The organism is Marinobacter pelagius, assembly GCF_003315345.1.
GTDB classification, from domain to species: Bacteria; Pseudomonadota; Gammaproteobacteria; order Pseudomonadales; family Oleiphilaceae; genus Marinobacter; species Marinobacter pelagius_A.
Map to the genome: position 1 here is coordinate 156,917 of NZ_QNRO01000006.1, position 22,298 is coordinate 179,214.

The window sequence follows — 22,298 nt, forward strand, 5'->3', positions numbered from 1 at the left end:
GGATCCTGTTAACGGAGGCTTTTCAGACCTCCGGAACGACGCGTCAAGTACAAGGTAGAACGAACCTTGAGCGCGTGTACACTAATTATTTCATCTATGTGACCGTTTTCTTATATTTTTATGAACTAAAAATTACGCAGCAAAATTGGAATTACTGCGAAAAACGGAAACTTACCCGGATTGTTATTTTGCCCAGGAGCTCGCTTTGTCTAAATGTGTCTTTTTCGTAACCTGCCCGAAAGGTGTTGAGTACCTGCTGGGGGATGAGCTTCGGACCTTCGGCCTGGAGACGGTTCGTAACGCGCCGGCCGGGGTGTGGGTTGAAGGGGAGCTGCAGGCGGGATACCGGGCCTGCCTGTGGTCGCGCCTGGCCAACCGCGTGATCCTCAACATCGCCGAGGTGGATGCGGGTAACGGGGACGCCATGTACGAAGGCGTGCTCGGTGTGGACTGGACACAGCACATTCCTGAGAAGGGCTGCTTCCGGGTAACTTTCCTCGGCCAGAACCAGGCGATCCGCAACACCCAGTTCGGCGCCCAGCGGGTCAAGGACGGCATTGTCGATGGTTTCCGCGCCAAGGGTGCGGCTCGGCCGGCGGTGGATGCCAAGAATCCCGACGTGACGATTTCTGCCCGCCTCAATCGCAACCGGCTTTCCATTGGCGTGGATCTCAGCGGTCACAGCCTGCACATGCGCGGCTACCGTACCGACAAGGGCATAGCTCCGCTGAAGGAGAACCTGGCAGCAGCGCTGTTGATTCGGTCCGGCTGGCCGGAGATTGCCGGGCAGGGCGGTGATTTTGTGGACCCCATGTGCGGCTCCGGGACGCTGCTGATTGAAGCTGCGATGATGGCCCTGGATATCGCTCCCGGGCGTCGGCAGGAGCGATTCGGTTTCGAGAAGTGGCCGGGCCATCAGCCTGAGATTTGGCTTGCTCTCCGGCAGGAAGCGGAACGCCGGGCCCATGAGGGCAAGCAGGGCAGGCTCCCCAGATTTTCCGGATTTGACCAGGATTCCCGGGTTATCGCCACAGCCTGGAAGAACATCGAGCGTGCGGGCCTTGACGGTGTGGTGCATGTGGAAGCCCGGCCGGTGCAGGAATTCAGTCTGGAGGGGCAGTGGTCGGAGCGTGGCCTGGTGCTGACCAACCCTCCGTACGGCGAGCGACTGAGCGAACGCAAGGAACTGGCTGGATTGTATCAAGCTCTCGGTGATGCCATGAAACAGTCTGTCCCTGGCTGGCGCCTTGGGGTCTTCACCGGCGCGCCGGAGTTCGGCAAGTCCGTGGGGCTGCGCAGCTTCAAGCAGTACAAACTGTTCAATGGCAAGCTCCCGGCCCAGTTGCTGCTGTTCGAGGTGGCCGAGGAGAACGCCATGACTCCCAGGGAGCCGGACGTTCCCGGGGAGATCCGTCCGCGCATCGCCAACGAAGAGCGCGCGGCGATGCTGCGCAATCGCCTGAAAAAGAACATGAAAACCATCGGCCAGTGGGCCCGGAAACAGGGTATCGGTTGCTACCGGCTGTACGATGCCGATATGCCGGAATATGCCCTGGCGATCGATATCTACGAGGGCCGGGTGCATGTGCAGGAGTATGCTGCACCCAAGTCTGTGGACGAGCGGGCCGCCCAGGAGAGGCTGGCCGAAGCCCTGGCGGTGATTCCGGACGTGCTGGGAATCGAGCGCTCGGACCTGGTGTGCAAACAGCGCCAGCGTCAGGCCGGTACCCAGCAGTACGAGAAGCAGGCCGCCAGCGGCGAGTTCTTCACCGTACACGAACATGGCTGTCTGTTGCGGGTGAACCTCAAGGATTACCTCGACACCGGCCTGTTCCTCGATCATCGCCCGGTGCGGCACTGGATCCAGCAGAACGCCCGGGGTAAACGCTTCCTCAACCTGTTCTGTTACACCGGCGCGGCTTCGGTGCATGCTTTGGTGGGGGGTGCCAGCCGCTCCCTGAGCCTGGATATGTCGAAGACCTACGTGAACTGGGCCCGGGAAAACCTGGCGCTCAACGATGCGGATCCGAAAAAACATATGGTGGAGCAGGCTGATTGCCTGGCGTGGCTGGCGGAGAAGCCGGCGGCGGACCAGCGCTTTGACCTGATCTTCATGGACCCGCCGACGTTCTCCAATTCCGCCCGCATGGCCGGGGTGCTGGATATCCAGCGGGATCACGCCACGTTGATCCGCCAGGCGATGGCACGGCTGACCTCGGACGGCTTGTTGATCTTTTCCAACAACTTCCGCCGGTTCCGGCTTGATGAGGCGCTGAATGAGGAGTTTGCGGTGGAGGAAGTCTCACGCAGCACCCTGGATAAGGATTTCCAGCGTAATCCGAGGATTCACCGCTGCTGGCATATCCGGCACAAGGTCTGAGAAACCGCCTGAGAACTAGAACTCGTATCTCAGGCCGCCCGAAAACTGGAAGCTGTTCACTTCACTGCCGGTGTCTTCGAACAGCTTTCCACCCTCGAACACCAGGAAGGTGTCATCCATCACCTCGATATCGAAGCCGGCCAGCCAGCTGGTGCTGAAGCCGCTGTCCGGGAATTCCTCGCCAAAGCTGCGATAGAAAACGTTGCGGTCGGCATCCGGGTTCTCGAGGGTGGCCTCGCCGTGAATGTAGGAAAACCCGAACTGGCCATAGACATTGGCGTACTCGCCGAGGGGGTAGTGCATCCCGATGTACCAGCTGGCGAAATAATCCACCGCCAGGGTGAAGTCGCTGTCCGGGACCTCGGCATCCTTGTAGCCGCCCCCGGCGCGCAACTCCGCATGGAACAGGTCGGTGATGTGGCCGCCCACCACCAGGGTAGCGGCGCTGCCCCAGGCACGCTCAGCGGCGGGTCCGATGGTGCGGTGGTTGATGGCGGTAGCCAGCAGGCCAATGTAGTGCTTATCGGCCCTCGGGGTGGTTTCCTCGGCGAGGGCCTGTTGCGACGCCAGAAGGGCAAAGAGGTAGATCGGTGCCAGGGCGAATCGAAGGGCGGTGGGTACAACCTTTGTCATTGTTATCAGGCTTCCTGACGGGTGAGCGGTTGGCCCGATTTTGCCCTGTGTAACGGTTTGTTACGTCGACTCGTGTCACAGTTCCCTGTGCCCAGTGTGGAGAGGGGAGGTCTAGAAAGGGGTCAGAAGAAGGTTTTCTTCAGACCCCGGCTTCGGCTTCAGCTCCGGAGTCAGGTGTAACTCCGGGGTCAGATGAACGCTTTCATCTGACCCCATCTTCACGATCCCATCCCCGAGCCTCAGTCTTCGTCCAGGTAGCCCTCTTCCCTCGCCAGCAGCAGCAACGCATACACCCCGTTCTCCGGCAACTGCGGCTCCAGCCCCTCCTCGATCATCAGCTGATGGCGACGATCCTCCAGGCTTTCCAGATCCAGGCCGGTAACCAGTTCGCTGATCGGCGCAATCTCGAAAGGCGCCTCGTGGCCCACGGCACTGAAGATTAGGTCCACCAGGATCTCGTCGGGATCCAGGCCGTCGACGTACACGGTCTGGTCGGGCAGGTCTTCGTGCAGCTCCCTGACGAGCTCAATGAGCGGAACCCCCTGTTCCATCAGGTAGCGGATATCGGTATCACCCGGATCGCCGTCGTCGGGTAGCCAGCTCTCATCCGGGGCAATGACCACGGCTTTCATCTGACCGTCACCGAGGGACCAGGCAATCGCCGTCGGGAACAGGACATCGTCGGTCTGGCAGTATTCGATATCGAGAAATCTGGGTAGGGACAAGGTCGTCTCCGCTCCGCCGCATGGGTGGATATAAGGAATGTCACTATGGCCTGTAGGAGCTGTTATCGCTTCATGCCATACTGTTACAACGCAATTATCAATCAATCAGGGACATCATGGAACACGTTGAATTTAACAAAGATTTGATTGAATTTCTGAACAGCTCACCGACTCCGTGGCATGCGGTGTCGACCATGAAAAGCCGGCTGGATGCCGCCGGATTCGAGCAGCTGGACGAGCGCGATGACTGGTCACTGGATCGTAACCGGGGATATTACGTCATTCGTAACGGCTCCTCTATCGTGGCCTTCCGAACCGGCAACAAAGATGTCTCCACCAGCGGTATCCGCATGGTTGGTGCCCACACGGACAGTCCCTGCCTGAAGGTCAAACCCAACCCGGAACTGCGCCGCAAGGGTTATTTCCAGCTTGGCGTCGAGGTCTACGGGGGCGTGTTGCTGAACCCGTGGTTTGACCGGGACCTGTCCCTGGCCGGTCGCGTCACCCTGTTGGACGAAGCCGGTGAGGTGCAGGATGTCCTGGTGGATTTCCGCAAGCCGGTCGCGTTCATTCCGAGCCTGGCGATCCACCTCGACCGGGAGGCCAACAGCAACCGGTCGATCAACGCCCAGACCGATCTACCGCCGGTACTCATGCAGGTGCCGGAGGACGACACCACCAGTTTCGCGGATCTACTGAGCCAGCAGGTTGCTGCGGAAAGCGGTATCAAGGCCCGCAAGGTCCTGGGTTACGAGCTGAGCTTTTACGATGCCCAGCAGGCGGAATTCGTCGGGCTCCGGAACGAGTTTGTCGCCTCCGCCCGGATGGACAATCTGCTGAGCTGCTACATCGGCCTGCAGTCCCTGATCCACACCTCCGGTGACGAGGCGGCGCTGCTGGTCTGCAACGACCACGAGGAAGTGGGCAGCATGTCCGCAGAGGGCGCGCAGGGGCCATTCCTGACCGCGGTCCTGGACCGCTGGTGCGGCGCCGGCAAAGCCCGGGCCATTGCCCATTCCATGATGATCTCTGCGGATAATGCCCACGGGGTGCATCCGAACTACCTGGACAGACACGACGAGAATCACGGCCCGATCCTGAACCAGGGGCCGGTGATCAAGGTCAACCACAACCAGCGCTATGCGACCAACAGCCGGTCTGCGGCGTTGTATCGTCATATCAGCGATGAGCTAAGTCTGCCGCACCAGACCTTCGTCGTGCGCAGTGATATGGGCTGCGGCAGCACCATCGGCCCGCTGACCGCCGGCAACCTGGGTGTGACCACGCTGGATATCGGTGTGCCCCAGTTTGGTATGCACTCGATCCGCGAGCTGATCGGAGCAGAGGATGGCTTCACCCTGTTCCGCGTGCTGGCGGAGTTCATGCAGCGTGAGAAAGTATTCTAGGATAGAAATGAAAAAGGCCGCTGATCGGAAATCAGCGGCCTTTCGGAATAAGTGGCTCCCCGAGCTGGGCTCGAACCAGCGACAAACGGATTAACAGTCCGTTGCTCTACCAACTGAGCTATCGGGGAACAATGTCGAAGTGGCGCGCATATTAAGCGCTTTGATTTGAGTCGTCAACCCCCTGAATTGAAAGGTTAAAAATTGTACGGAAGCAAGACGTTACGGTACCGGCCACCGGTATGGCTGAGGAACGGCCACGTGCAATCGGTATGGCCAACCCTGTTTCGGTCCGTGCCGATGCAGGAGCCTGTTCGCGAAGTATTGCCCACCCTGGATGAAGACGAGCTGCAGCTGGACTGGTACCGTCAGGGCAGTGATCGCCTGGCGGTCATCTCCCATGGCTTGGAAGGGCATAGCCGCAGACCCTACGTGCTTGGCCTGGCCCGGGCCCTGCTGGCTGAGGGTTGGGACGTGCTGGCCTGGAACTACCGATCCTGTGGCGGTGTGATGAACCTTCAACCCCGTTTCTATCACAGTGGTGCCACCGGGGATCTGACCCACGTGGTCAATCACGCTCTCGCCGGCGATTACAAATCCCTGTTCCTGTCAGGCTTCAGCATGGGCGGTAACCTGACGCTGCTGTACCTGGGGCAGCAGGGTGAGATGGTGGACAGCCGGATCTGTGGCGCCGTGACCTATTCGGTGCCCTGTGACCTGGCCGGCAGCGCGGAGGTGCTTGCACGTCCCAGTCGCCGGATCTATATGCAGAGATTTTTGAAGGACCTGCACGTGAAAATGCAGGAGAAATCGAGAAGGTTTCCAGATCTTATTGATACAGAAGGGTTTGAGTCGATCCGGACATTCAGGGAGTTCGATGACCGCTATACCGCACCCCTGCACGGGTTCCGGAATGCCGAGGATTACTGGGCACAATGTTCGGCCCTGCCGCGTCTTCGGGATATCCGGGTACCTGCGCTGATGATCAATGCCACGGATGACCCGTTCCTGTCCCCAAATTGCTTTCCGGAGACGCGAAAGCTGTTGGGCGACCATGTGCGCCTCGAAGCACCCCGGTGGGGCGGGCATGTCGGCTTTGTCGAGCACGCGCAGGACGGATTTTATTGGTCGGAACGCCGGGCGCTGGGCTTCCTCAGCCACCTGTCATGAGCCGGTAGCGGCTGTACGCGCTTCTTCCAGCATGGGTTCAAGTACCGGCCAGACCTTGTCCAGGAGTTTCGGTTGGGCCTGTTCGGTCGGGTGAATGCCGTCCTCCTGCATCATGTTCTCATGGTTGTAGATGCCATCCAGGAAGAAGGGAACCAGTTCGGTGTTGTAACGGTCCGAGAGTGTCGGATACAGCTCCGCAAACATCCGCGTGTATCGGGGCCCGTAGTTGGGCGGCATCTGCATGCCCACCAGCAGTGCTTTTGCGCCGGACTGCTGGGTGTCCTCGATCATGGACGCCAGGTTGGACTCGATCACGTTCGGCGGAAAGCCCCTTAGCCCGTCATTGCCTCCCAGTTCGATGACCACGACCTCGGGGTCGTGCTTCTCGATCAGCTCGGGCAGTCGTCTTGCGCCGCCATCGGTGGTTTCACCACTGATACTGGCGTTGACCACCTGCCAGTGGCTCAGACCGTTTTGTTCCAGGCGCTGGCGCAGCAGCTGGACCCAGGCGGTTTCGGAGGGCACGCCATAGGCGGCACTGAGGCTGTCACCCATGATCAGGATGGTGTTCTGACTGGCCAGTGCCGGAGCGGCCAGGGTAGTGGCCAGCACCAGAAGGATTGATCTGGCGTGCAGCAATAGCGTATCCATAGACAATTCGTTTACCTTGATAAAGCGTTTTAAACCATTGAGCCGGGAGTGCCCGTGAATCAGATGACCAAACCGACACCTGAAAGCCAGCCCCCGATGTTGCGAGTAAAAGACCTCTCTCATCGGGTGCGCCTGGAAACCGATACGTTGACGATCTTGCAGGGGGTCAACCTGGAAATCAATCGTGGAGAATCAGTAGCCATCGTCGGTCGCTCCGGCTCGGGGAAGACCACGCTGCTGGGCCTGCTCGCGGGGCTGGACACGCCAACCGAGGGATCGGTGGAACTCGACGGTGCTACCATCAGCCAGTTGAGCGAGGACGAGCGGGCGCAACTGCGGGCCAGCCGGGTCGGCTTCGTGTTCCAGTCTTTCCAGCTGCTTCCGGCGCTGACCGCTCTTGAAAACGTCATGCTGCCACTGGAGCTGGCTGGCATCGAGGATCCGGAGAAGCGCGCCCGGGAATTGCTCGAGCGGGTCGGGCTCGGTGAACGCCTGACCCACACGCCGCGGCAGTTGTCCGGCGGTGAGCAACAGCGGGTGGCGATCGCCCGGGCCTTTGCCTCCGAGCCCGTCGTACTGTTTGCGGACGAACCCACTGGCAACCTGGACAACCGCACCGGCCAGGCGGTCTCGGACCTGCTGATGGCACTCAACCGGGAGCAGGGCACCACCCTGGTGATGGTCACCCACGATGAGCACCTCGCGGCCCGGTGCGCTCGCCAGTTCCATATCGAGGCAGGACAACTGACCGAGCCCAACGAGCTCGGGGAGCCGGTATCCTGATGGCTGCTGAACAGAAACTCATGTCCGTGCGCCGAGACTGGCGCGAGCGGGATGTGCGGGTGGTGCTGGCGGCTTTGGTGATTGCCGTTGCCACGGTGGCGACCATTGCGCTGTTTGCCAGCCAGCTGCAACGGACCCTGGTAACCTCTGCCAGCTCTTTCCTGGCGGCGGATCGTCAGCTGGAAGCCGAAAATGGCCGGCCTATCCCGGATTCGTGGTTGCAGGAAGCCGATGCCCGGGGCCTTGAAACCGGTCAGATGGTTGAATTCTCAACCATGGTATTCGGGGGCGGCGGCTTCCAGCTGGTGTCCGTCAAGGCCGTCAGCAATGAATACCCGCTTCGGGGCGAGATTGAAATTCAGTCCGGGCCGGACAGCCCCCGGGCATTGGTCCAGTCCGGTCCGAAACCCGGAGAGGTCTGGATCAATCCCCGCTTGCTGCGATTGCTGGAATTGCAGATAGGCGACTCGCTGGAAGTGGGCAACCTGGAGCTTACGGTGTCCGGCCTGCTGATCCGGGAGCCGGACGGCGGTTTCCGGCTGTCTGCGCTCGCTCCGAGGGTGATGATGCACAAGGACGATGTGCGAGCCACAGGCGTGGTTCAGGAAGGCAGCCGGGTGGAATACGTCTATCTGTTCGCCGGTGAGGAAGCCGCCCTGGAAGGCTATTACGAGTGGCTGCAACCGCAACTGGAGCCCAGCCATGAATGGGAAGGTGTGCGGGACGGTGAGACCTTCTCCCGGTCACTCCAGCGAGCCGAACGCTTCCTGCTGCTCGGTGGCAGTCTGGCGGTACTGCTGGCCGCCGTGGCGGTCGCCGTGGCCAGTCGGCAGTATGCGTTGTCCCAGCGGGACACGGTGGCGCTGCTGAAAACCCTGGGGCTCAATGGCGCCGGTATCGGGCGGCTGTACCTCAGAAGATTGCTGCTGTGGGGCGTGACCGGCATCGTCGGCGGCCTGCTGGTGGCGCTCCCACTGTTCTGGCTGCTGGCATCTATGCTCAGTGATGTGCTGGAGCGCCCAGTGGACATTTCCCTGGACCCGGCTGCGCTTACCCCTGCGCTGCTGACCGCACTGGTTTCGCTGTTCGCATTTGCCTATCCGCCCATTCGCCGGCTTCGGAACGTGCCGGCCATGCGGGTGCTGCGCAGTCAGCCCGGCGAGAGCGGCCGCGAGGCCTGGCCGGATATGCTGGTGGCCATTGTCGCCATCTTCGGGCTGGTCTGGCTCTACGCCGGTGAGCTGGCCCTGGTGGTATCACTCCTCGGTGGTCTGGTTCTGCTGCTGGCGGCACTGGGGCTGCTCGGATGGGCGATGGTGACGGTGTTGCGCCGGGTTCGGGGTGGCGGTAACGCGTGGCGTCTGGCTCTGGTCGGGTTGTACCGGCACCGGAATGCCAGCCTTTCCCAGATTGCGGTCTTCGCCATGACCCTCATGCTGGCGGCCACCCTGGTGCTGGTGCGCACCTCGTTGCTGAATGACTGGCAGGCGCAGTTACCGGAGGATGCCCCCAACCATTTCCTGATCAACATCGCGCCGGACACCGTCGATGAGGTTGCCGGATTCTGGGAGGAACGGGGGCAGCCGCTGGAGGAGCTATATCCCATGGTTCGGGGACGGCTTACCGAGTTGAATGGCCAACCGGTGAAAGAAGCCGTGAGCAAGGACGAGCGCATCGGTGCCCTGAATCGCGAACTCAATCTGACCTGGATGGAGTCGCCGCCGGAAAACAACGAAATCATCGAAGGCCAGTGGTTTGCCGATGGTGTGCAGACTGGCGTCTCGGTCGAGTCGGAACTGGCCGCGCGGCTGGGGCTGCAGCTGGGGGATAAGCTGACCTTTACCATTGGCTCGCAGCAGGTGACCGAGCCCGTGACCAGCATTCGTACCGTCCAGTGGGACAGCATGAAACCGAACTTTTACATGGCCTTCCCTCCGGGTGGGGGCCTGGAAGGATTGCCCGCCACCTGGATTACCAGCTTCTATCTCCCGCCGGAGAAGAAAACGGCACTGAATGCCTTCTCGCGGCAATTCCCCACTGTATCGGTACTGGAGATCGACCATATCATCAGCCGGATACAGGAGATTGTGCAGCAGGTGACGCGGGCCATCGAGGCGATTCTGGCCCTGATCCTGGCCGCTGCGCTGGTGGTGATGGCTGCCGTGGTCAGTGCCACACTTCAGGACCGTCAGCGCGAGGGTGCGCTGCTCCGGACCCTGGGCGGGCGGCAGTCGTTGCTGGTGCGCAGTACCATGCTGGAGTTTGCGGTGCTGGGTGGTTTTGCCGGCCTGCTGGGTGTGGTTGCCGCGGAGGCGGCGGTTTACGCCTTGCAGTTCCGTATGTTCGAGGGCAGCTTCAACTGGCATTGGCAGGTCATCATTCCAATCCCGATCATCAGTGCCGTCGTGCTGTCCCTGTTTGGGCGCTGGCAGTTGCGGCCGGTCCTGAGCGTTTCGCCCATGCTGCTGCTGCGTCGGCTCGAGTAAGGCTGATCAACGGTAATTCTCGAGGATGGCATCGAGTTCGCCATTCTCGCGAATCCTGGCCAGTTCTCGGTTGAATGCCTTGGCGAAGTCCTGCCAGTCCTTGCGCAGCATGATCCGGAACCCGAAGGTACTGATGCTTTCTGCGGAAGTGCGGAACTGCTCCCGCAGGCCTTCGTTCCTCAGGAACCACTGCCCGACAAGCCGGTCGGCGACGGCGGCGTCGAAACGGTTCCCGTGCAGCACGTAAAAGAACATGTCCCGATCCCGGGCAACGTCGAAACGTCGAATCTTGCCGGACTCGAAGTAGGACTCCAGGGTCGGGTAGATGTAACCGAGGTGGGTCACGATGGTTTTGGAGAACAGGTCCTCCGGGGTTCGGTATGTCAGCTCCGATGCTTCCGGAATGAAGAAGACTTCCTCGATGGCCACCACGGCATCGGTGAACAGGAACTTTTCCGGTTCATCAGTCCATTCCCGGGCCCGGGGCGTGGCATCGATGTAACCCTCAAGAAGCATCTGGTCTACCCGTTTACGGGGAATCTTCTTCGCAATCAGGTCATAGCCGAGCCGGTCTGTAATCAGCGACATGACATCCCACATGATGCCCGAGGGCTCACGATTCTCAACGATGAGGTAGGGTGGATATCCGTTCGGGGAAACGTTGAAAAGTAATGTCTGTTTTTCGGAGGTTGCGCTGGCGGTTGCCGGGAACAGGATGGCCGTGGACAAAAGGAACAGGGAGGCCAGGGCCAGGGAGGAGGTCTTGCGGTCTGTCATGTTTGGACTCTGATGGCGTCGTGAACGTTACTCAGGGTAATCCGGCTACCTCCCTGCCAGCTTGCCGTGCAATTGTTACCGTAATGACGGCCGATTTCAATTATTCCGGTTCTTTCTTTTGCGCTGGATCAAACGGGCCCGAAGGCCCGTCGCTCAGGCCCAGGCCCGGCGCAGGACCGACCGGGCATCTTCCAGAGTGACTTCCTTCGGGTTGAACATGATCGAGCCATCATCCAGAGCCATCTCGGCAATGTGGTCCAGCTGGCTTTCCTGCACCTTGCCGGTTTCCTTCAGGGTGCGGGGCAGCTGACAGCGCTTGTAGAGCTGGTCCCGCAGCTTGCGGAGGGCGGAGATGGTGGCTTCCGCACGACGTGCTGCAGGAGTGGCCGAGTAGACTTCGGGGCCCTCGAGATACAGCAGCAACTCACCCAGAGGCTCCCGGATCGACTCCAGGTTGTACTCCAGCACGTAGGGCAGGTACAGGCTCATGCACAGGCCATGGGGAAGGTGGCAGATCGCCCCGGTGGCGTGGCCCAGAGAGTGCACCAGCCCAACCATGGAGTTGGAGAAGGCAATGCCGGCCATGGTCGAGGCCTGGGCCAGCTCCAGTCGCCCTTGGGCGTCCTTGGGGTTATCCATCACATTCAGCAGCGACTGGCTGATCTTCTTGATGGCCGCCGTGGCATAGGCATCGCTGAGTGGATTCTTCGCCATGCAGGTGAACGCCTCGGTGGCGTGGGTCATCGCATCCATGGCGGTTGCCGCGGTGATGTGCGGCGGCAGCGTCAGGGTCATCCGCGGGTCGATGATGGCGGCGTTGGGCAGCAGGAACGAGGAGGTGAAGGGCAGCTTCACGCCTTTCTTCTCGTCGGTAATCACCGCCACGGCCGTGACCTCGGAGCCGGTGCCTGCCGTGGTTGGTACCACGAAGAACGGCTTCAGGGGATGCTTGAGGATGCCGGCGCCGCTGTATTTGGCAATGTCGTCACCGCCCTCGGACACCAGGATGTTGACGGCCTTGCCGGTATCGATAGCCGATCCGCCGCCCACGGCAATGATGGCATCGCATTTTTCCTGCCGGTAAATGCCGGCGATGTCACGGACGACGGAGGTGGATGAATCCGGCGGCACGTCGTCGTAGATGCTGACAATCTCCAGGCCGCTCTCCTCGCAGGCGGCAATCACCGGGTCCAGCAGACCGGCGGCGCGAACGCCCTTGTCGGTTACGATCATCGGCCGCTTCGCCGCCAGTCCAGTCAGTTCGTAGGGAATGTGCTCGAGGGCAGCCTTGCCGGCAATGACTTTGACCGGGCAGAAGAACTCGTAATATTTTTGGCTCATTTAGGGTCTCACTGTCTCGACAAAATTGGTGGCAACCTTCAGGTAGATGCGGGCAGCACTGATCAGCTTTTCCGGAAGATGCAGGTTGGCGGGGTACTCCTTCACCGCCCGCTTGGCAATCAGTTTGGGGAGGATGAACGTCTCCAGCCGGTTGAGAACACGGGTCATTCGCACCGCATAGCTGACATCACCATCGACCAGCATGCGGTCGTTGGCAAACGCCTCCGAGGTTTTTTCCTGGAAGGACAGCACCAGGAAGGCATGGGCGATGTGCTTGAACTGGATGGACAGGTCCACCGGTCGCGGCGCGGACTGGCCGTGGTAGTGGAAATGGCCGTCCCCGATGTGCTCCACGATCAGGCGCGGTCCCTCGGGCATCACCATCATCTCGAACAGCAGTCCTTGCGGAAGCGCCCGGGCTTCATTCTGCACGGTCTCGTCCACTTCACTGACTGCCTGCAAGGCCCGCCCCATCACCTGGAACATTATGTCCACGTAGAGTCGGCGCGCCTGGAACGCCATTGGCTGGATTCGTTTGAGCAACATGGCCGTCGTCCATTGTCTGTTGTTTGTACCCTGATTTTTAGAGTTAATGCTCTAAAAGTCAATGCAGGCAGTGACGAAGATTTGCCGTCGCTGGGGCAACAGAAGATTGCACAACAAAAAAAGCCGGGACGCTGTCGCGGTTCCCGGCTTGGCTGGGGGAGGGGAGAGGTGGCTACTGGGTGAGTGCGGCCAGCTTGCGCTGGGCTTCCGCGCCCACATCGCCGCCGGCCTTGGCGGCCTGGCTGTAATAGGCCACGGCCTCGTCCCGGCGGTTCTGCTTGACGGCGACATCGCCCATGCGCAGGTAGCCGATGGATGTGGGCACCACTTTGTTGGCCTTGGTCAGGTGAGTCCTTGCCTTGTCGAGCTTGTTCAGGGCCAGGGCGTTCAGGCCGGTTCGCAGCTGGTACTCGAACATCTCCGGGTACAGGGAGACCGCCTTCTCGAAATCCGCCTCGGCCTTCTGCATTTGCTTCTGTTGCTGGTAAATGCGCCCTCTCAGGGAATAGAACATGGCCTCCCGGGGCAGGATGCGGATCGCCTCGTTGATCTTGCCGAGGGCAGCGTCGTAGTTCTTGTTCGAAGCCAGTTTCAGGGCCTCGTCATGGGCGTCATAGGCAGGCTGCAGCTCCCTCAGTTTAGCCAGCTTGCGCTGGTAGACATCAGCGCCCCGATAACCGCCGGCGCCGATGTTGCTGACCAGTTCCCGGTTCTCCGCTACACGCTTCGCCGAAGGCGGGTGCGTGGCGAACAAGCCCTGGATGAAGCCCTGGTCACGGCCTTCACTCATTTCCAGAAACAGCTCCTGCAGTTCCACCGCGGCCTGGGGATCGTAGCCGGCTTCCTTCATGTAATTGATGCCGTAGTGGTCCGACTCCAGCTCATCCCCCTGACTGTATTGTGCCAGGGCCAGTTGCGCACCGAGCGCCGCGCCGCCCATGACCAGGCCTGCCCACTCGTTATCGGAAAGTGCAAACCCAAGTCCGGCCACGCCGAGGCTGATTAGCTGGGCCTGCTGCATACGCTGGACGCTGTGGCGGGCGGCGGCGTGAACAATCTCGTGGCCCAGCACCGAGGCCAGCTGAGCTTCGTCGTCCAGTTTGGTGAGCAGGCCACGGTTGACGGCAATTTTGCCTCCGGGCAGGGCCCAGGCATTGGGCACGCTATTGTTCAGCACCACGAACTCGTAGGGCAGGTCCGGGCGGTCGCTTACCTGTGCCAGTTTTCGGCCCACCTCACTGACATAGAGATTCAGCTCCGGATCGATGTAGAACCGGCCACCCTGGGTCTGCTGGGTCGGGACGTACTGTTCCGCACCGATGGCCAGTTCCTGGCTCTCTGGGATCAGGGAAAGCTGCTTCTCGCCGGTGACGGGGTTAACGGAACACCCTGCAACGAAAGCGAGGGCAAGAAACACCAGCCCGAATCGGGATATGGAAAGACGCACGGTTACCTCCTGTACCTGGGTGCCTGGCGGATATTGGTTTTCTACATGATTGCACGGTTGGGTGAGCCTGAAAACGCCCGTTTTCTGGAGAGGCGCCATGTCTTGGCGTATTATAGGTGGCTGATTCCTTTCCAAGCTGCCAATTCCCGACTAAGGCCTTACATGAACAATCTGCTCGAGCTTGCCTCGTTGCTCTGGTTCTTCATCTGCTGGGTTGGCTACACCCAGTATTCCAAGCGCAGGGCGTCTGACCGGCCCTGTCTGTCGAACACCCTGGATTTGTATCGGGAGGATTGGATGCGGGTGATGCTGAGGCGCGGGAATCGCATGTCCGACACCTCGGTGGTGGGCAATCTGGAACGTAACGGCGCTTTCTTCGCCTCCAGCTGTCTGCTGATCCTGGCCGGTATCATCACCGCGCTCGGCTACACCAGTGAGGCTATGGAAGTATTCGCTGCCATGCCCTTCAGCGCGGTGCCGACCCGGGAGATCTGGGAATTGCGGCTGGTGGTGCTGCTGGTGGTATTTGTTTATGCCTTTTTCAAATTCACCTGGTCCATGCGAATGTACAATTTCGTCGCGGTGATGGTGGGCAGTGCACCCCTGGCCGAGGACACCAAGACCAGCCCGGCAGCCCGGGAGGCCTTCGCACGCAGTGCCGGCAACATCTGTAACATGGCCGGGGATGCCTTCAACCTGGGTCTGAGGTCGTTCTACTACGCGCTGGCGGTGGTTGCCTGGTTCTTCCACCCCATCGCCTTCATCGCGGCCTCCACCGTTGTGGTGGTTGTTCTCTACCGCCGGGAATTCTGCTCCGATGCCCTCGAGGCGCTGCGTTCCGGAAAAGTGTTCGAGGAGCCGGCAGCGGGCAAGGCGGAGCCAAAGACCAAAACCAACTGATCAACAGGATTCTCCTGAATGGATAATCAAACCCGAATAGACCGGGTAACCCGGTTTATCGAAACCCTGAACCAGGCTCGCGAGCTGGGCCTGTCAGTCACTGACGCCGGTGATGGCACGCTGACCCTGTGTCTGCCCTACAGCGACCGGATCATTGGTAATCCGGATACCGGTGTCATCCACGGCGGCGCGATCACCACCCTGATGGACACCACCTCCGGCTGCGTGATTCTCTGTGCCCTGGAAGATTTCGAATTGTGCCCGACCCTCGACCTGCGGGTGGACTACATGCGTCCGGCGCATCCCCACAAACCGGTCTACGCCCGCGCGGAAACCTACCGGATGACCCGCAATATCATCTTCACCCGGTGTGAGGCCTACCAGGAGGGCGGGGAAACCATTGCCAATTGCGTGGCCACCTTCATGCGCATCGGCAAAGAGGCCAGTCCCAAACACTACCGTGACCTGATCGCCGGAGGTGCCAAATGACCGATCCGGAAATCCTCCGTTACACCCAGGAAACCGGGGACTTCTCCCGCATGCTCGAAAGCATTCCCTACGCCACCTGGATTGGATTGCAGTGCGAGCGTTTCGGAGACGACCTTATCTTCCGGCTGCCGAAAAAGGAATCCAACCTGGGCAACCCGATCCTGCCGGCGATCCACGGCGGGGTGATCGGCGGCTTCATGGAGATGTCCGCGAACATCTACCTGATCATGTCCCGGGAATCCCTGCGCATGCCCCGCATCGTGGATTTTTCCCTGGACTACCTGCGCGCCGGCCTGAACCGGGAAACCTTCGCCGAGTGCCGGCTGACCCGCCAGGGCAACCGCGTGGCCAACGTGATGGTCACGGCCTGGCAGAAATCCCGTTCCGAGCCCATTGCTACCGCCCGGGCGCATTTCCTTCTCGAAGACTGATCCTGCCTGACCAATCCGGGGCTTGAAATGCCCCGGTGTGGCCCCATTTTTCCTGCAGACCTAACACGACAGTCGGGTGGCATGGGCAGGAAGGCAGTTCCAAAACCGTGCGGAGCCATGGATGGCGGAGCCGAGCGTACAGGGATGTATTCACAGCGTGTTTTGGAACTGCCTTCCTGCCCGTGCCGCTCCACCGATCCAAGACAGCAGGAGAACCAAAAGCCATGACGGTTGAAGCAAACAAAGAGACTTTGGGGTTTCAGACAGAAGTTAAGCAACTGCTTAACCTGATGATCCACTCCCTGTATTCGAACAAAGAAATCTTCCTTCGTGAGTTGATTTCCAACGCCTCGGATGCCGAGGACAAGCTGCGTTTTGCCGCCCTGAAGGACGACAAACTGTACGAGGGCGATTCCGAACTTAAGATCCGTCTGGATTACGACAAGGATGCGGGCACCGTGACCCTCACGGACAATGGTATCGGCATGACCCGGGATGACGTGATCTCCAACCTGGGCACCATCGCCAGGTCCGGTACTGCCGAGTTCCTTAAGCAGCTGTCCGGTGACGAGAAGAAGGACAGCAAGCTGATCGGTCAGTTTGGCGTCGGTTTCTACTCCGCCTTCATCGTGGCGGACAAGGTCGACGTGTTTACCCGCCGTGCCGGTGCGCCCGCCGAAGAAGGTGTGCACTGGGAGTCCAAGGGCGACGGCGAGTTTTCCATCGAGCAGGTGAACCGCGAGCAGCGTGGCACCCAGATCGTTCTGCACCTGAAATCCGACGCCAAGGAATTCGCCGATGGCTGGAAACTGCGCAGCCTGGTGAAGAAATACTCCGACCACATTTCCTTCCCGGTGGTGATGAAGTCCGAATCCGAGGAAGAGGACAAGAAGGGCGAGGACGAGACAGTCAACGACGCCACCGCCCTGTGGACTCTGCCGCGTACCGAGATCAAGGATGAGGAATACAAGGAGTTCTACAAGCACATCGCCCACGACTTCGAGGATCCGCTGACCTGGTCCCACAACAAGGTCGAGGGCAAGCTGGATTACACCAGCCTGCTGTACATCCCGAAGCGTGCGCCGTTTGACCTGTACAACCGGGAAGCGCCCCGTGGCTTGAAGCTGTACGTGCAGCGGGTGTTCATCATGGACGACGCCGAGCAGTTCCTGCCGCTGTACCTGCGCTTTACCAAGGGTGTGATCGATTCCAACGATCTGTCACTGAACGTCTCCCGGGAGATCCTCCAGAACGACAGCACCGTGGACAGCATCCGCACCGCCATGACCAAGCGGGTACTGGACATGTTGTCCAAGCTGGCCAAGAAGCAGCCGGAGGACTACCAGGCGTTCTGGGACGAGTTCGGTACCGTTCTGAAAGAAGGCCCGGCCGAGGACTTCAGCAACCGCGAGAAGATCGCAGGCTTGTTGCGTTTTGCTACCACCCATACCGGCGAGGCTACCCAGAACGTTTCCCTCGATGAGTACATCGAGCGGATGAAGGACGGGCAGAAGAAGATCTTCTACATCACCGGCGACAACTTCGCCGCCGCCAAGAGCAGCCCGCACCTGGAAGTGTTCCGCAAGAAGGGGATCGAGGTGCTGATTCTGTCCGACCGCATCGACGAGTGGATGATGGGCTACCTCAGCGAGTATGACGGCAAGCAGTTCCAGGACGTTGCCCGCGGCGACCTGGACCTGGGTGAAGTCGAGACTGAAGAGGACAAAAAGCACAAGGAAGAGGCCGCCGAGGAGCACAAGGACCTGGTGGAGCGTATCAAGAAGGCGTTGGACGACCGGGTTCAGGAAGTGCGCGTGACCAACCGCCTGACCGATTCTCCCGCGTGCCTGGTGGTCGGTGAGTTCGACATGGGCGCCCAGATGAAGAAGATTATGGAAGCGGCCGGCCAGAAGGTGCCGGAGAGCAAGCCGATCTTCGAAATCAACGTCGACCACCCGCTGGTCCAGCGCCTGGAGACCGAGAAGGGTGAAGAGCGTTTCAACGAACTCTCCGCCGTGTTGTTCGACCAGGCTACCCTGGCCAGCGGCGAGCAGCTCAAGGATCCCGGCGCGTATGTGAGCCGACTGAACCGGCTGCTGCTGGAGTTGGCTAACTGAGGGAAACGGACGTGAAGTTGGGGTCAGAAGAACGAGTTCTTCAGACCCCGACGTAACCTTAAGCCATGCGGGCAAACACCGGGGTCAGATGAAAGCTTTCATCTGACCCCTTTTTCATTGGAGTGGACTTGAACATGGGGTCAGAAGAACGAGTTCTTCAGACCCCTACCTGTGCCGAATCCCTGGGGTCAGAAGAAAGCCTTCTTCTGAACCCACCTTCATCTCACCAAGCCCCGCCTTCACCACCCATAAACAAAATCTCTCAAAAGTTTATCTTTTATTAATTATCCCTTCCAAATCTCCCGGGCTAAGGTGAAATCGTTCTCGTTAAGAAAGGAGTCACCCATGGCAGCTCGGAAAATCACCCCTTCGGCAACATGGTTCGGCGCGTTCTCAATTCTCGCGGACTATTACGGGAACTACGCCATTGCCCACTAGACAGAGGGCCCGAACAGGCCGTCAGGCCTGTTCGGAAAGGCTATAGGAACCCGCTATGGAAGCAGTAGGAAACATTCAAGCAGCACAATGTGAATGAACTATATTGAGTGATGTTTCCATCACAAAACGCTCGTTTGCCAATGCAGCAAAAACAGGAGAGTAAGATGACAGACAACAATACTGGTGGTAAGTGCCCGGTCATGCATGGAGGCAGTACAGCCCATGCGCAGGACAATATCAACTGGTGGCCTGAAGCCCTGAACCTGGACATTCTGCACCAGCACGATCGCAAGACGAACCCGATGGGGGAAGACTTCGATTACCGTGAAGAAGTCAAAAAGCTCGACTACGAAGCTCTTGAAAAGGACATGCACGAGCTGATGACCAACAGCCAGGACTGGTGGCCTGCGGATTGGGGGCACTACGGTGGTCTAATGATCCGTCTGGCATGGCACGCAGCGGGCACCTATCGTCTGGCTGACGGCCGCGGTGGTGGTGGTACCGGCAACCAGCGTTTTGCGCCCCTGAACTCCTGGCCTGACAACGGCAACCTGGACAAGGCGCGCCGCCTGTTGTGGCCGATCAAGAAGAAGTACGGCAACAAGGTGAGCTGGGCCGATCTCTTTATCCTGGCCGGCAACATTGCCTACGAATCCATGGGCTTCAAGACCTTCGGTTTCTCCTACGGCCGTGAGGACATCTGGCACCCGGAGAAAGACATCTACTGGGGTGCTGAGAAAGAGTGGCTGGCGCCGTCCGACAGCCGCTATGAGAACGTAGACAAGCCCGACACCATGGAAAACCCGCTGGCTGCCGTACAGATGGGTCTGATCTATGTGAACCCGGAAGGTGTGAACGGCCAGTCTGATCCGATCAAGAGCGGTGACCAGGTTCTTGAAACCTTTGCCCGCATGGCCATGAATGCGGAAGAAACCGCAGCCCTGACTGCAGGCGGCCATACCGTTGGTAAGACGCACGGTAACGGCGATGCAGAAGCCCTCGGTCCGGAGCCGGAAGGTGCCGACGTACACGAGCAAGGGCTTGGCTGGCACAACCCGAACATGGGTGGCAAGGCCGCCAATGCGATCACATCAGGCATCGAAGGTGCCTGGACCACCAACCCGACCCAATTCGATATGGGCTACTTCGAGTTGCTGTTCGGCTATGAGTGGGAGCTGAAGAAGAGCCCTGCCGGTGCCAACCAGTGGGAGCCGATCGATATCAAGGAAGAGCACAAGCCGGTAGATGCGACGGATCCGTCCAAGCGCCATAACCCGATCATGACTGACGCGGATATGGCCATGAAGATGCATCCGACTTTCCGGCCGATTTGCGAAAAATTCATGAAGGACCCGGAGTACTTCAAGGACTGCTTCGCTCGCGCCTGGTTCAAGCTGACTCACCGGGATATGGGTCCGAAGTCCCGTTACATTGGTCCGGATGTGCCCGCTGAAGACCTGATCTGGCAGGATCCGATTCCCCAGGGCGAGACCAACTACATCGAGGAAGTCGTCAAGGAGAAGATCGAAGAAGCCGGCCTGAGCCTCAATGAGCTGGTCTGCACCGCCTGGGACAGCGCCCGTACCTACCGCGGTTCTGACATGCGCGGCGGTGCCAACGGTGCCCGTATCCGTCTGGCTCCGCAGAAAGACTGGGAAGGAAACGAGCCGGATCGTCTGGCCAAGGTGCTGAAGGTCTACGAGCAGATCTCTGCCGACACGGGCGCCAGCATCGCGGATGTGATCGTGCTCGGTGGCAACCTGGGCGTCGAGAAGGCCGCCAAAGCTGCCGGCCATGACGTCCACGTACCTTTCCTTAAGGGCCGTGGCGATGCGACGGATGAGATGACCGATGCCGAGTCCTTCGAGCCGCTGGAGCCGCTGGCGGATGGTTTCCGCAACTGGCAGAAGAAGGAGTACGTGGTCAAGCCGGAAGAGATGCTTCTGGACCGCGCCCAGCTGATGGGTCTGACCGCGCCGGAAATGACCGTCCTGCTCGGTGGTATGCGGGTGCTGGGCACCAACCACGGCGGCACCAGGCACGGTGTGTTCACGGACCGCGTTGGCCAGCTGACCAACGACTTCTTCGTGAACCTCACCGACATGGCAAACCGTTGGGAGCCCACTGGCAAGAACTCGTACAACATCGTGGATCGCAAGAGCGGCAACACCAAGTTCACCGCGACCCGTGTTGATCTCGTGTTCGGTTCCAACTCCATCCTGCGCTCTTACGCCGAGGTATATGCTCAGGACGACAACGAGGAGAAGTTCGTGAAGGACTTCGTTGCCGCCTGGGCCAAGGTCATGAACAACGACCGCTTCGACGTGAAGAAGTAAGCCAGTAGTAACCGGCCGGGCATCCTGTTTCGGGATGCCCGGCTACCAAGTTCCCCCCGAATTCCTTACAATCCGCTCCGCCTGATTTTTGATCAGCCATAACCTTTACCCCTCTTGGTCAAACCGCTGGAGCCTCCATGCGAATCATCCTTGCCCCGATGGAAGGGCTGGTCGATGCACCCATCCGAGAAACCCTGACCAAAGTCGGCGGGATTGACCGGTGCGTGACCGAATTCATTCGCGTGACCCACGGCATGCTGCCGCCCCGGATTTTCTACAAATTCGCACCGGAACTGCTTCAAGACTGCGCGACCGAGGTGGGCACACCGGTGGCTGTACAGCTGCTCGGATCAGACCCCGAACAAATGGGCCGACACGGCATGAAAGCGGCCGAGCTGGGCGCGACCCAGGTGGACATCAACTTCGGCTGCCCGGCCAAGACCGTGAACAAGCACAAGGGCGGCTGTGTGCTGATGCGTGAGCCGGAACTGATGCACGAAATCACCGTCGCCGTGCGCAAAGCAGTGCCGGCTGAAATCCCCGTGACCGCCAAGATGCGCCTGGGCTATGACGACCGTTCCATGGGCGTCGCCTGTGGTCAGGCCCTGGAAGCCGCCGGCGCCTCCGAGATCGTGATTCACGCCCGCAGCAAGGTGGACGGATACAAGCCGCCGGCCTACTGGGAGGAGATTGCGCGGGTACGGGAAGCGGTCAAAGCCCATGTGATTGCCAACGGCGAGGTATGGACCGTCGACGACTACTGGCGTTGCCGCAAAGTCTCCGGCTGTGAAGACGTGATGATCGGTCGCGGGCTGATTGCCCGTCCGGATCTGGCCGCTCAGATCAAGGCCTCCCAGCGGGGCGACACCTTCACACCGATGACCTGGCTGGAAGCCGTGGCACTGGTGCGGGAATACGCTGCCGCGCTGCAGACCCGGCTTGAGGACCGGTACGTTACCGGTCGCATCAAGCAATGGCTGAACTTCCTGCGCCAGGGCTTTGCCGAGGCGGAGTACCTGTGGCCACAGGCCCGCAAGATCCGCGAGGTCGCCCCCATGCTGGCGTGTCTGGAGCAGGCCGTACCCTCCGATGCCCTTAAAGAGCGGGCAGCCTGAACGCGCCGTTTTTTACACTCTTGATTCCCGAAAGCCCCTTCTGAGGGGCTTTTTTGCGTCTTCCGGGTCCGTTTGCGGGTCTACACTGGTACGAACAGGCAATGTGACCGTACTAACACGGACCAATAAC

At 60.0% G+C, this 22,298-nt stretch carries 18 protein-coding genes and 1 tRNA gene; 11 read left to right on the forward strand and 8 right to left on the reverse strand.

Annotated features, from left to right (window positions below; translation table 11 throughout):
• Nucleotides 1-205: 205 nt before the first annotated feature.
• Nucleotides 206-2,380, forward strand: a complete 2,175-nt coding sequence (rlmKL, locus tag DET50_RS07810; RefSeq protein ID WP_113862302.1) for a bifunctional 23S rRNA (guanine(2069)-N(7))-methyltransferase RlmK/23S rRNA (guanine(2445)-N(2))-methyltransferase RlmL — start codon at nucleotides 206-208, stop codon at nucleotides 2,378-2,380.
• 15 nt (nucleotides 2,381-2,395) lie between these two features.
• Here rlmKL and DET50_RS07815 read toward each other — a convergent pair whose 3' ends face one another.
• Nucleotides 2,396-3,013: an outer membrane beta-barrel protein gene (locus tag DET50_RS07815; RefSeq protein ID WP_113862303.1), complete on the reverse strand. Its 618-nt coding sequence runs from the start codon at nucleotides 3,011-3,013 to the stop codon at nucleotides 2,396-2,398.
• Nucleotides 3,014-3,252: 239 nt separating this feature from the next.
• Nucleotides 3,253-3,738 carry a hypothetical protein gene (locus DET50_RS07820; RefSeq protein ID WP_113862304.1) on the reverse strand — a complete coding sequence of 162 codons (486 nt, stop codon included), beginning with the start codon at nucleotides 3,736-3,738 and terminating at the stop codon, nucleotides 3,253-3,255.
• Between the two features lie 116 nt (nucleotides 3,739-3,854).
• On the opposite strand from DET50_RS07820, the gene DET50_RS07825 reads away from it, so the two are divergent.
• On the forward strand, nucleotides 3,855-5,144 hold the full coding sequence (locus tag DET50_RS07825) for a M18 family aminopeptidase (RefSeq protein ID WP_113862305.1): 1,290 nt from the start codon (nucleotides 3,855-3,857) through the stop codon (nucleotides 5,142-5,144).
• Nucleotides 5,145-5,196: 52 nt separating this feature from the next.
• On the opposite strand, the gene DET50_RS07830 is transcribed toward DET50_RS07825, so the two are convergent.
• Nucleotides 5,197-5,272, reverse strand: a tRNA-Asn gene (locus DET50_RS07830).
• Nucleotides 5,273-5,402: 130 nt separating this feature from the next.
• Here DET50_RS07830 and DET50_RS07835 point away from each other — a divergent pair.
• Entirely contained in the window at nucleotides 5,403-6,311 is a 909-nt protein-coding gene (locus DET50_RS07835) for a YheT family hydrolase (RefSeq protein ID WP_258546076.1), read from the forward strand.
• Here the strand turns inward: DET50_RS07835 and DET50_RS07840 are convergent.
• Nucleotides 6,306-6,962: an arylesterase gene (locus DET50_RS07840; protein WP_113862307.1), complete on the reverse strand. Its 657-nt coding sequence runs from the start codon at nucleotides 6,960-6,962 to the stop codon at nucleotides 6,306-6,308. The genes DET50_RS07835 and DET50_RS07840 overlap by 6 nt on opposite strands.
• A 63-nt stretch (nucleotides 6,963-7,025) precedes the next feature.
• Between DET50_RS07840 and DET50_RS07845 the strand changes: the two genes are divergently transcribed.
• Both DET50_RS07845 and DET50_RS07850 read left to right on the forward strand, forming a co-directional pair.
• A complete protein-coding gene (locus tag DET50_RS07845; protein WP_113862356.1) occupies nucleotides 7,026-7,745 on the forward strand; it encodes an ABC transporter ATP-binding protein in 720 nt (239 codons plus the stop codon).
• Nucleotides 7,745-10,231 (forward strand): ABC transporter permease, encoded by a 2,487-nt coding sequence (locus DET50_RS07850; protein ID WP_113862308.1) that lies wholly within the window; start codon nucleotides 7,745-7,747, stop codon nucleotides 10,229-10,231. The genes DET50_RS07845 and DET50_RS07850 overlap by 1 nt, the downstream gene beginning before the upstream one ends.
• A 6-nt stretch (nucleotides 10,232-10,237) precedes the next feature.
• On the opposite strand, the gene DET50_RS07855 is transcribed toward DET50_RS07850, so the two are convergent.
• From DET50_RS07855 to DET50_RS07870, 4 genes are all read right to left on the reverse strand, one after another.
• Nucleotides 10,238-11,008, reverse strand: a complete 771-nt coding sequence (locus DET50_RS07855; protein ID WP_113862309.1) for a substrate-binding periplasmic protein — start codon at nucleotides 11,006-11,008, stop codon at nucleotides 10,238-10,240.
• A 153-nt stretch (nucleotides 11,009-11,161) separates the two neighbouring features.
• Nucleotides 11,162-12,349, reverse strand: a complete 1,188-nt coding sequence (locus DET50_RS07860; RefSeq protein ID WP_113862310.1) for an iron-containing alcohol dehydrogenase — start codon at nucleotides 12,347-12,349, stop codon at nucleotides 11,162-11,164.
• On the reverse strand, nucleotides 12,350-12,895 hold the full coding sequence (locus DET50_RS07865) for a hypothetical protein (RefSeq protein WP_113862311.1): 546 nt from the start codon (nucleotides 12,893-12,895) through the stop codon (nucleotides 12,350-12,352).
• 172 nt (nucleotides 12,896-13,067) lie between these two features.
• Complete coding sequence (locus tag DET50_RS07870; RefSeq protein ID WP_258546077.1) at nucleotides 13,068-14,342, reverse strand: M48 family metalloprotease; 1,275 nt, start codon at nucleotides 14,340-14,342, stop codon at nucleotides 13,068-13,070.
• Between the two features lie 162 nt (nucleotides 14,343-14,504).
• On the opposite strand from DET50_RS07870, the gene DET50_RS07875 reads away from it, so the two are divergent.
• The 6 genes from DET50_RS07875 (at nucleotide 14,505) to DET50_RS07900 (ending at nucleotide 22,168) form a co-directional block, all read left to right on the forward strand.
• The gene (locus DET50_RS07875; RefSeq protein ID WP_113862313.1) at nucleotides 14,505-15,242 is read left to right on the forward strand and encodes a DUF599 domain-containing protein; all 738 of its coding nucleotides are present in this window, start codon (nucleotides 14,505-14,507) and stop codon (nucleotides 15,240-15,242) included.
• 18 nt (nucleotides 15,243-15,260) lie between these two features.
• Nucleotides 15,261-15,731 carry a PaaI family thioesterase gene (locus DET50_RS07880; protein ID WP_113862314.1) on the forward strand — a complete coding sequence of 157 codons (471 nt, stop codon included), beginning with the start codon at nucleotides 15,261-15,263 and terminating at the stop codon, nucleotides 15,729-15,731.
• Entirely contained in the window at nucleotides 15,728-16,162 is a 435-nt protein-coding gene (locus DET50_RS07885) for a PaaI family thioesterase (protein ID WP_113862315.1), read from the forward strand. Before DET50_RS07880 ends, DET50_RS07885 begins: the two co-directional genes overlap by 4 nt.
• 224 nt (nucleotides 16,163-16,386) lie before the next feature.
• Nucleotides 16,387-18,279 (forward strand): molecular chaperone HtpG, encoded by a 1,893-nt coding sequence (gene htpG, locus DET50_RS07890; RefSeq protein ID WP_113862316.1) that lies wholly within the window; start codon nucleotides 16,387-16,389, stop codon nucleotides 18,277-18,279.
• A 602-nt stretch (nucleotides 18,280-18,881) separates the two neighbouring features.
• A complete protein-coding gene (katG, locus tag DET50_RS07895) occupies nucleotides 18,882-21,053 on the forward strand; it encodes a catalase/peroxidase HPI (RefSeq protein ID WP_113862317.1) in 2,172 nt (723 codons plus the stop codon).
• A 137-nt stretch (nucleotides 21,054-21,190) separates the two neighbouring features.
• Nucleotides 21,191-22,168, forward strand: coding sequence for a tRNA dihydrouridine synthase (locus DET50_RS07900; RefSeq protein ID WP_113862318.1), 978 nt, complete (start codon nucleotides 21,191-21,193; stop codon nucleotides 22,166-22,168).
• The last annotated feature ends 130 nt before the right edge of the window (nucleotides 22,169-22,298 follow it).

Excerpts from the sequence above, each read along its gene's own strand:
- DET50_RS07815 (WP_113862303.1), bottom strand. The coding sequence starts at position 3,013 with ATGACAAAGGTTGTACCCACCGCCCTTCGATTCGCCCTGGCACCGATC.
- DET50_RS07825 (WP_113862305.1), top strand. The coding sequence starts at position 3,855 with ATGGAACACGTTGAATTTAACAAAGATTTGATTGAATTTCTGAACAGC.
- DET50_RS07840 (WP_113862307.1), bottom strand. The coding sequence starts at position 6,962 with ATGGATACGCTATTGCTGCACGCCAGATCAATCCTTCTGGTGCTGGCC.
- DET50_RS07845 (WP_113862356.1), top strand. The coding sequence starts at position 7,026 with ATGACCAAACCGACACCTGAAAGCCAGCCCCCGATGTTGCGAGTAAAA.
- DET50_RS07850 (WP_113862308.1), top strand. The coding sequence starts at position 7,745 with ATGGCTGCTGAACAGAAACTCATGTCCGTGCGCCGAGACTGGCGCGAG.
- DET50_RS07855 (WP_113862309.1), bottom strand. The coding sequence starts at position 11,008 with ATGACAGACCGCAAGACCTCCTCCCTGGCCCTGGCCTCCCTGTTCCTT.
- DET50_RS07860 (WP_113862310.1), bottom strand. The coding sequence starts at position 12,349 with ATGAGCCAAAAATATTACGAGTTCTTCTGCCCGGTCAAAGTCATTGCC.
- DET50_RS07865 (WP_113862311.1), bottom strand. The coding sequence starts at position 12,895 with ATGTTGCTCAAACGAATCCAGCCAATGGCGTTCCAGGCGCGCCGACTC.
- DET50_RS07875 (WP_113862313.1), top strand. The coding sequence starts at position 14,505 with ATGAACAATCTGCTCGAGCTTGCCTCGTTGCTCTGGTTCTTCATCTGC.
- DET50_RS07880 (WP_113862314.1), top strand. The coding sequence starts at position 15,261 with ATGGATAATCAAACCCGAATAGACCGGGTAACCCGGTTTATCGAAACC.
- DET50_RS07885 (WP_113862315.1), top strand. The coding sequence starts at position 15,728 with ATGACCGATCCGGAAATCCTCCGTTACACCCAGGAAACCGGGGACTTC.
- htpG (WP_113862316.1), top strand. The coding sequence starts at position 16,387 with ATGACGGTTGAAGCAAACAAAGAGACTTTGGGGTTTCAGACAGAAGTT.
- katG (WP_113862317.1), top strand. The coding sequence starts at position 18,882 with ATGACAGACAACAATACTGGTGGTAAGTGCCCGGTCATGCATGGAGGC.
- DET50_RS07900 (WP_113862318.1), top strand. The coding sequence starts at position 21,191 with ATGCGAATCATCCTTGCCCCGATGGAAGGGCTGGTCGATGCACCCATC.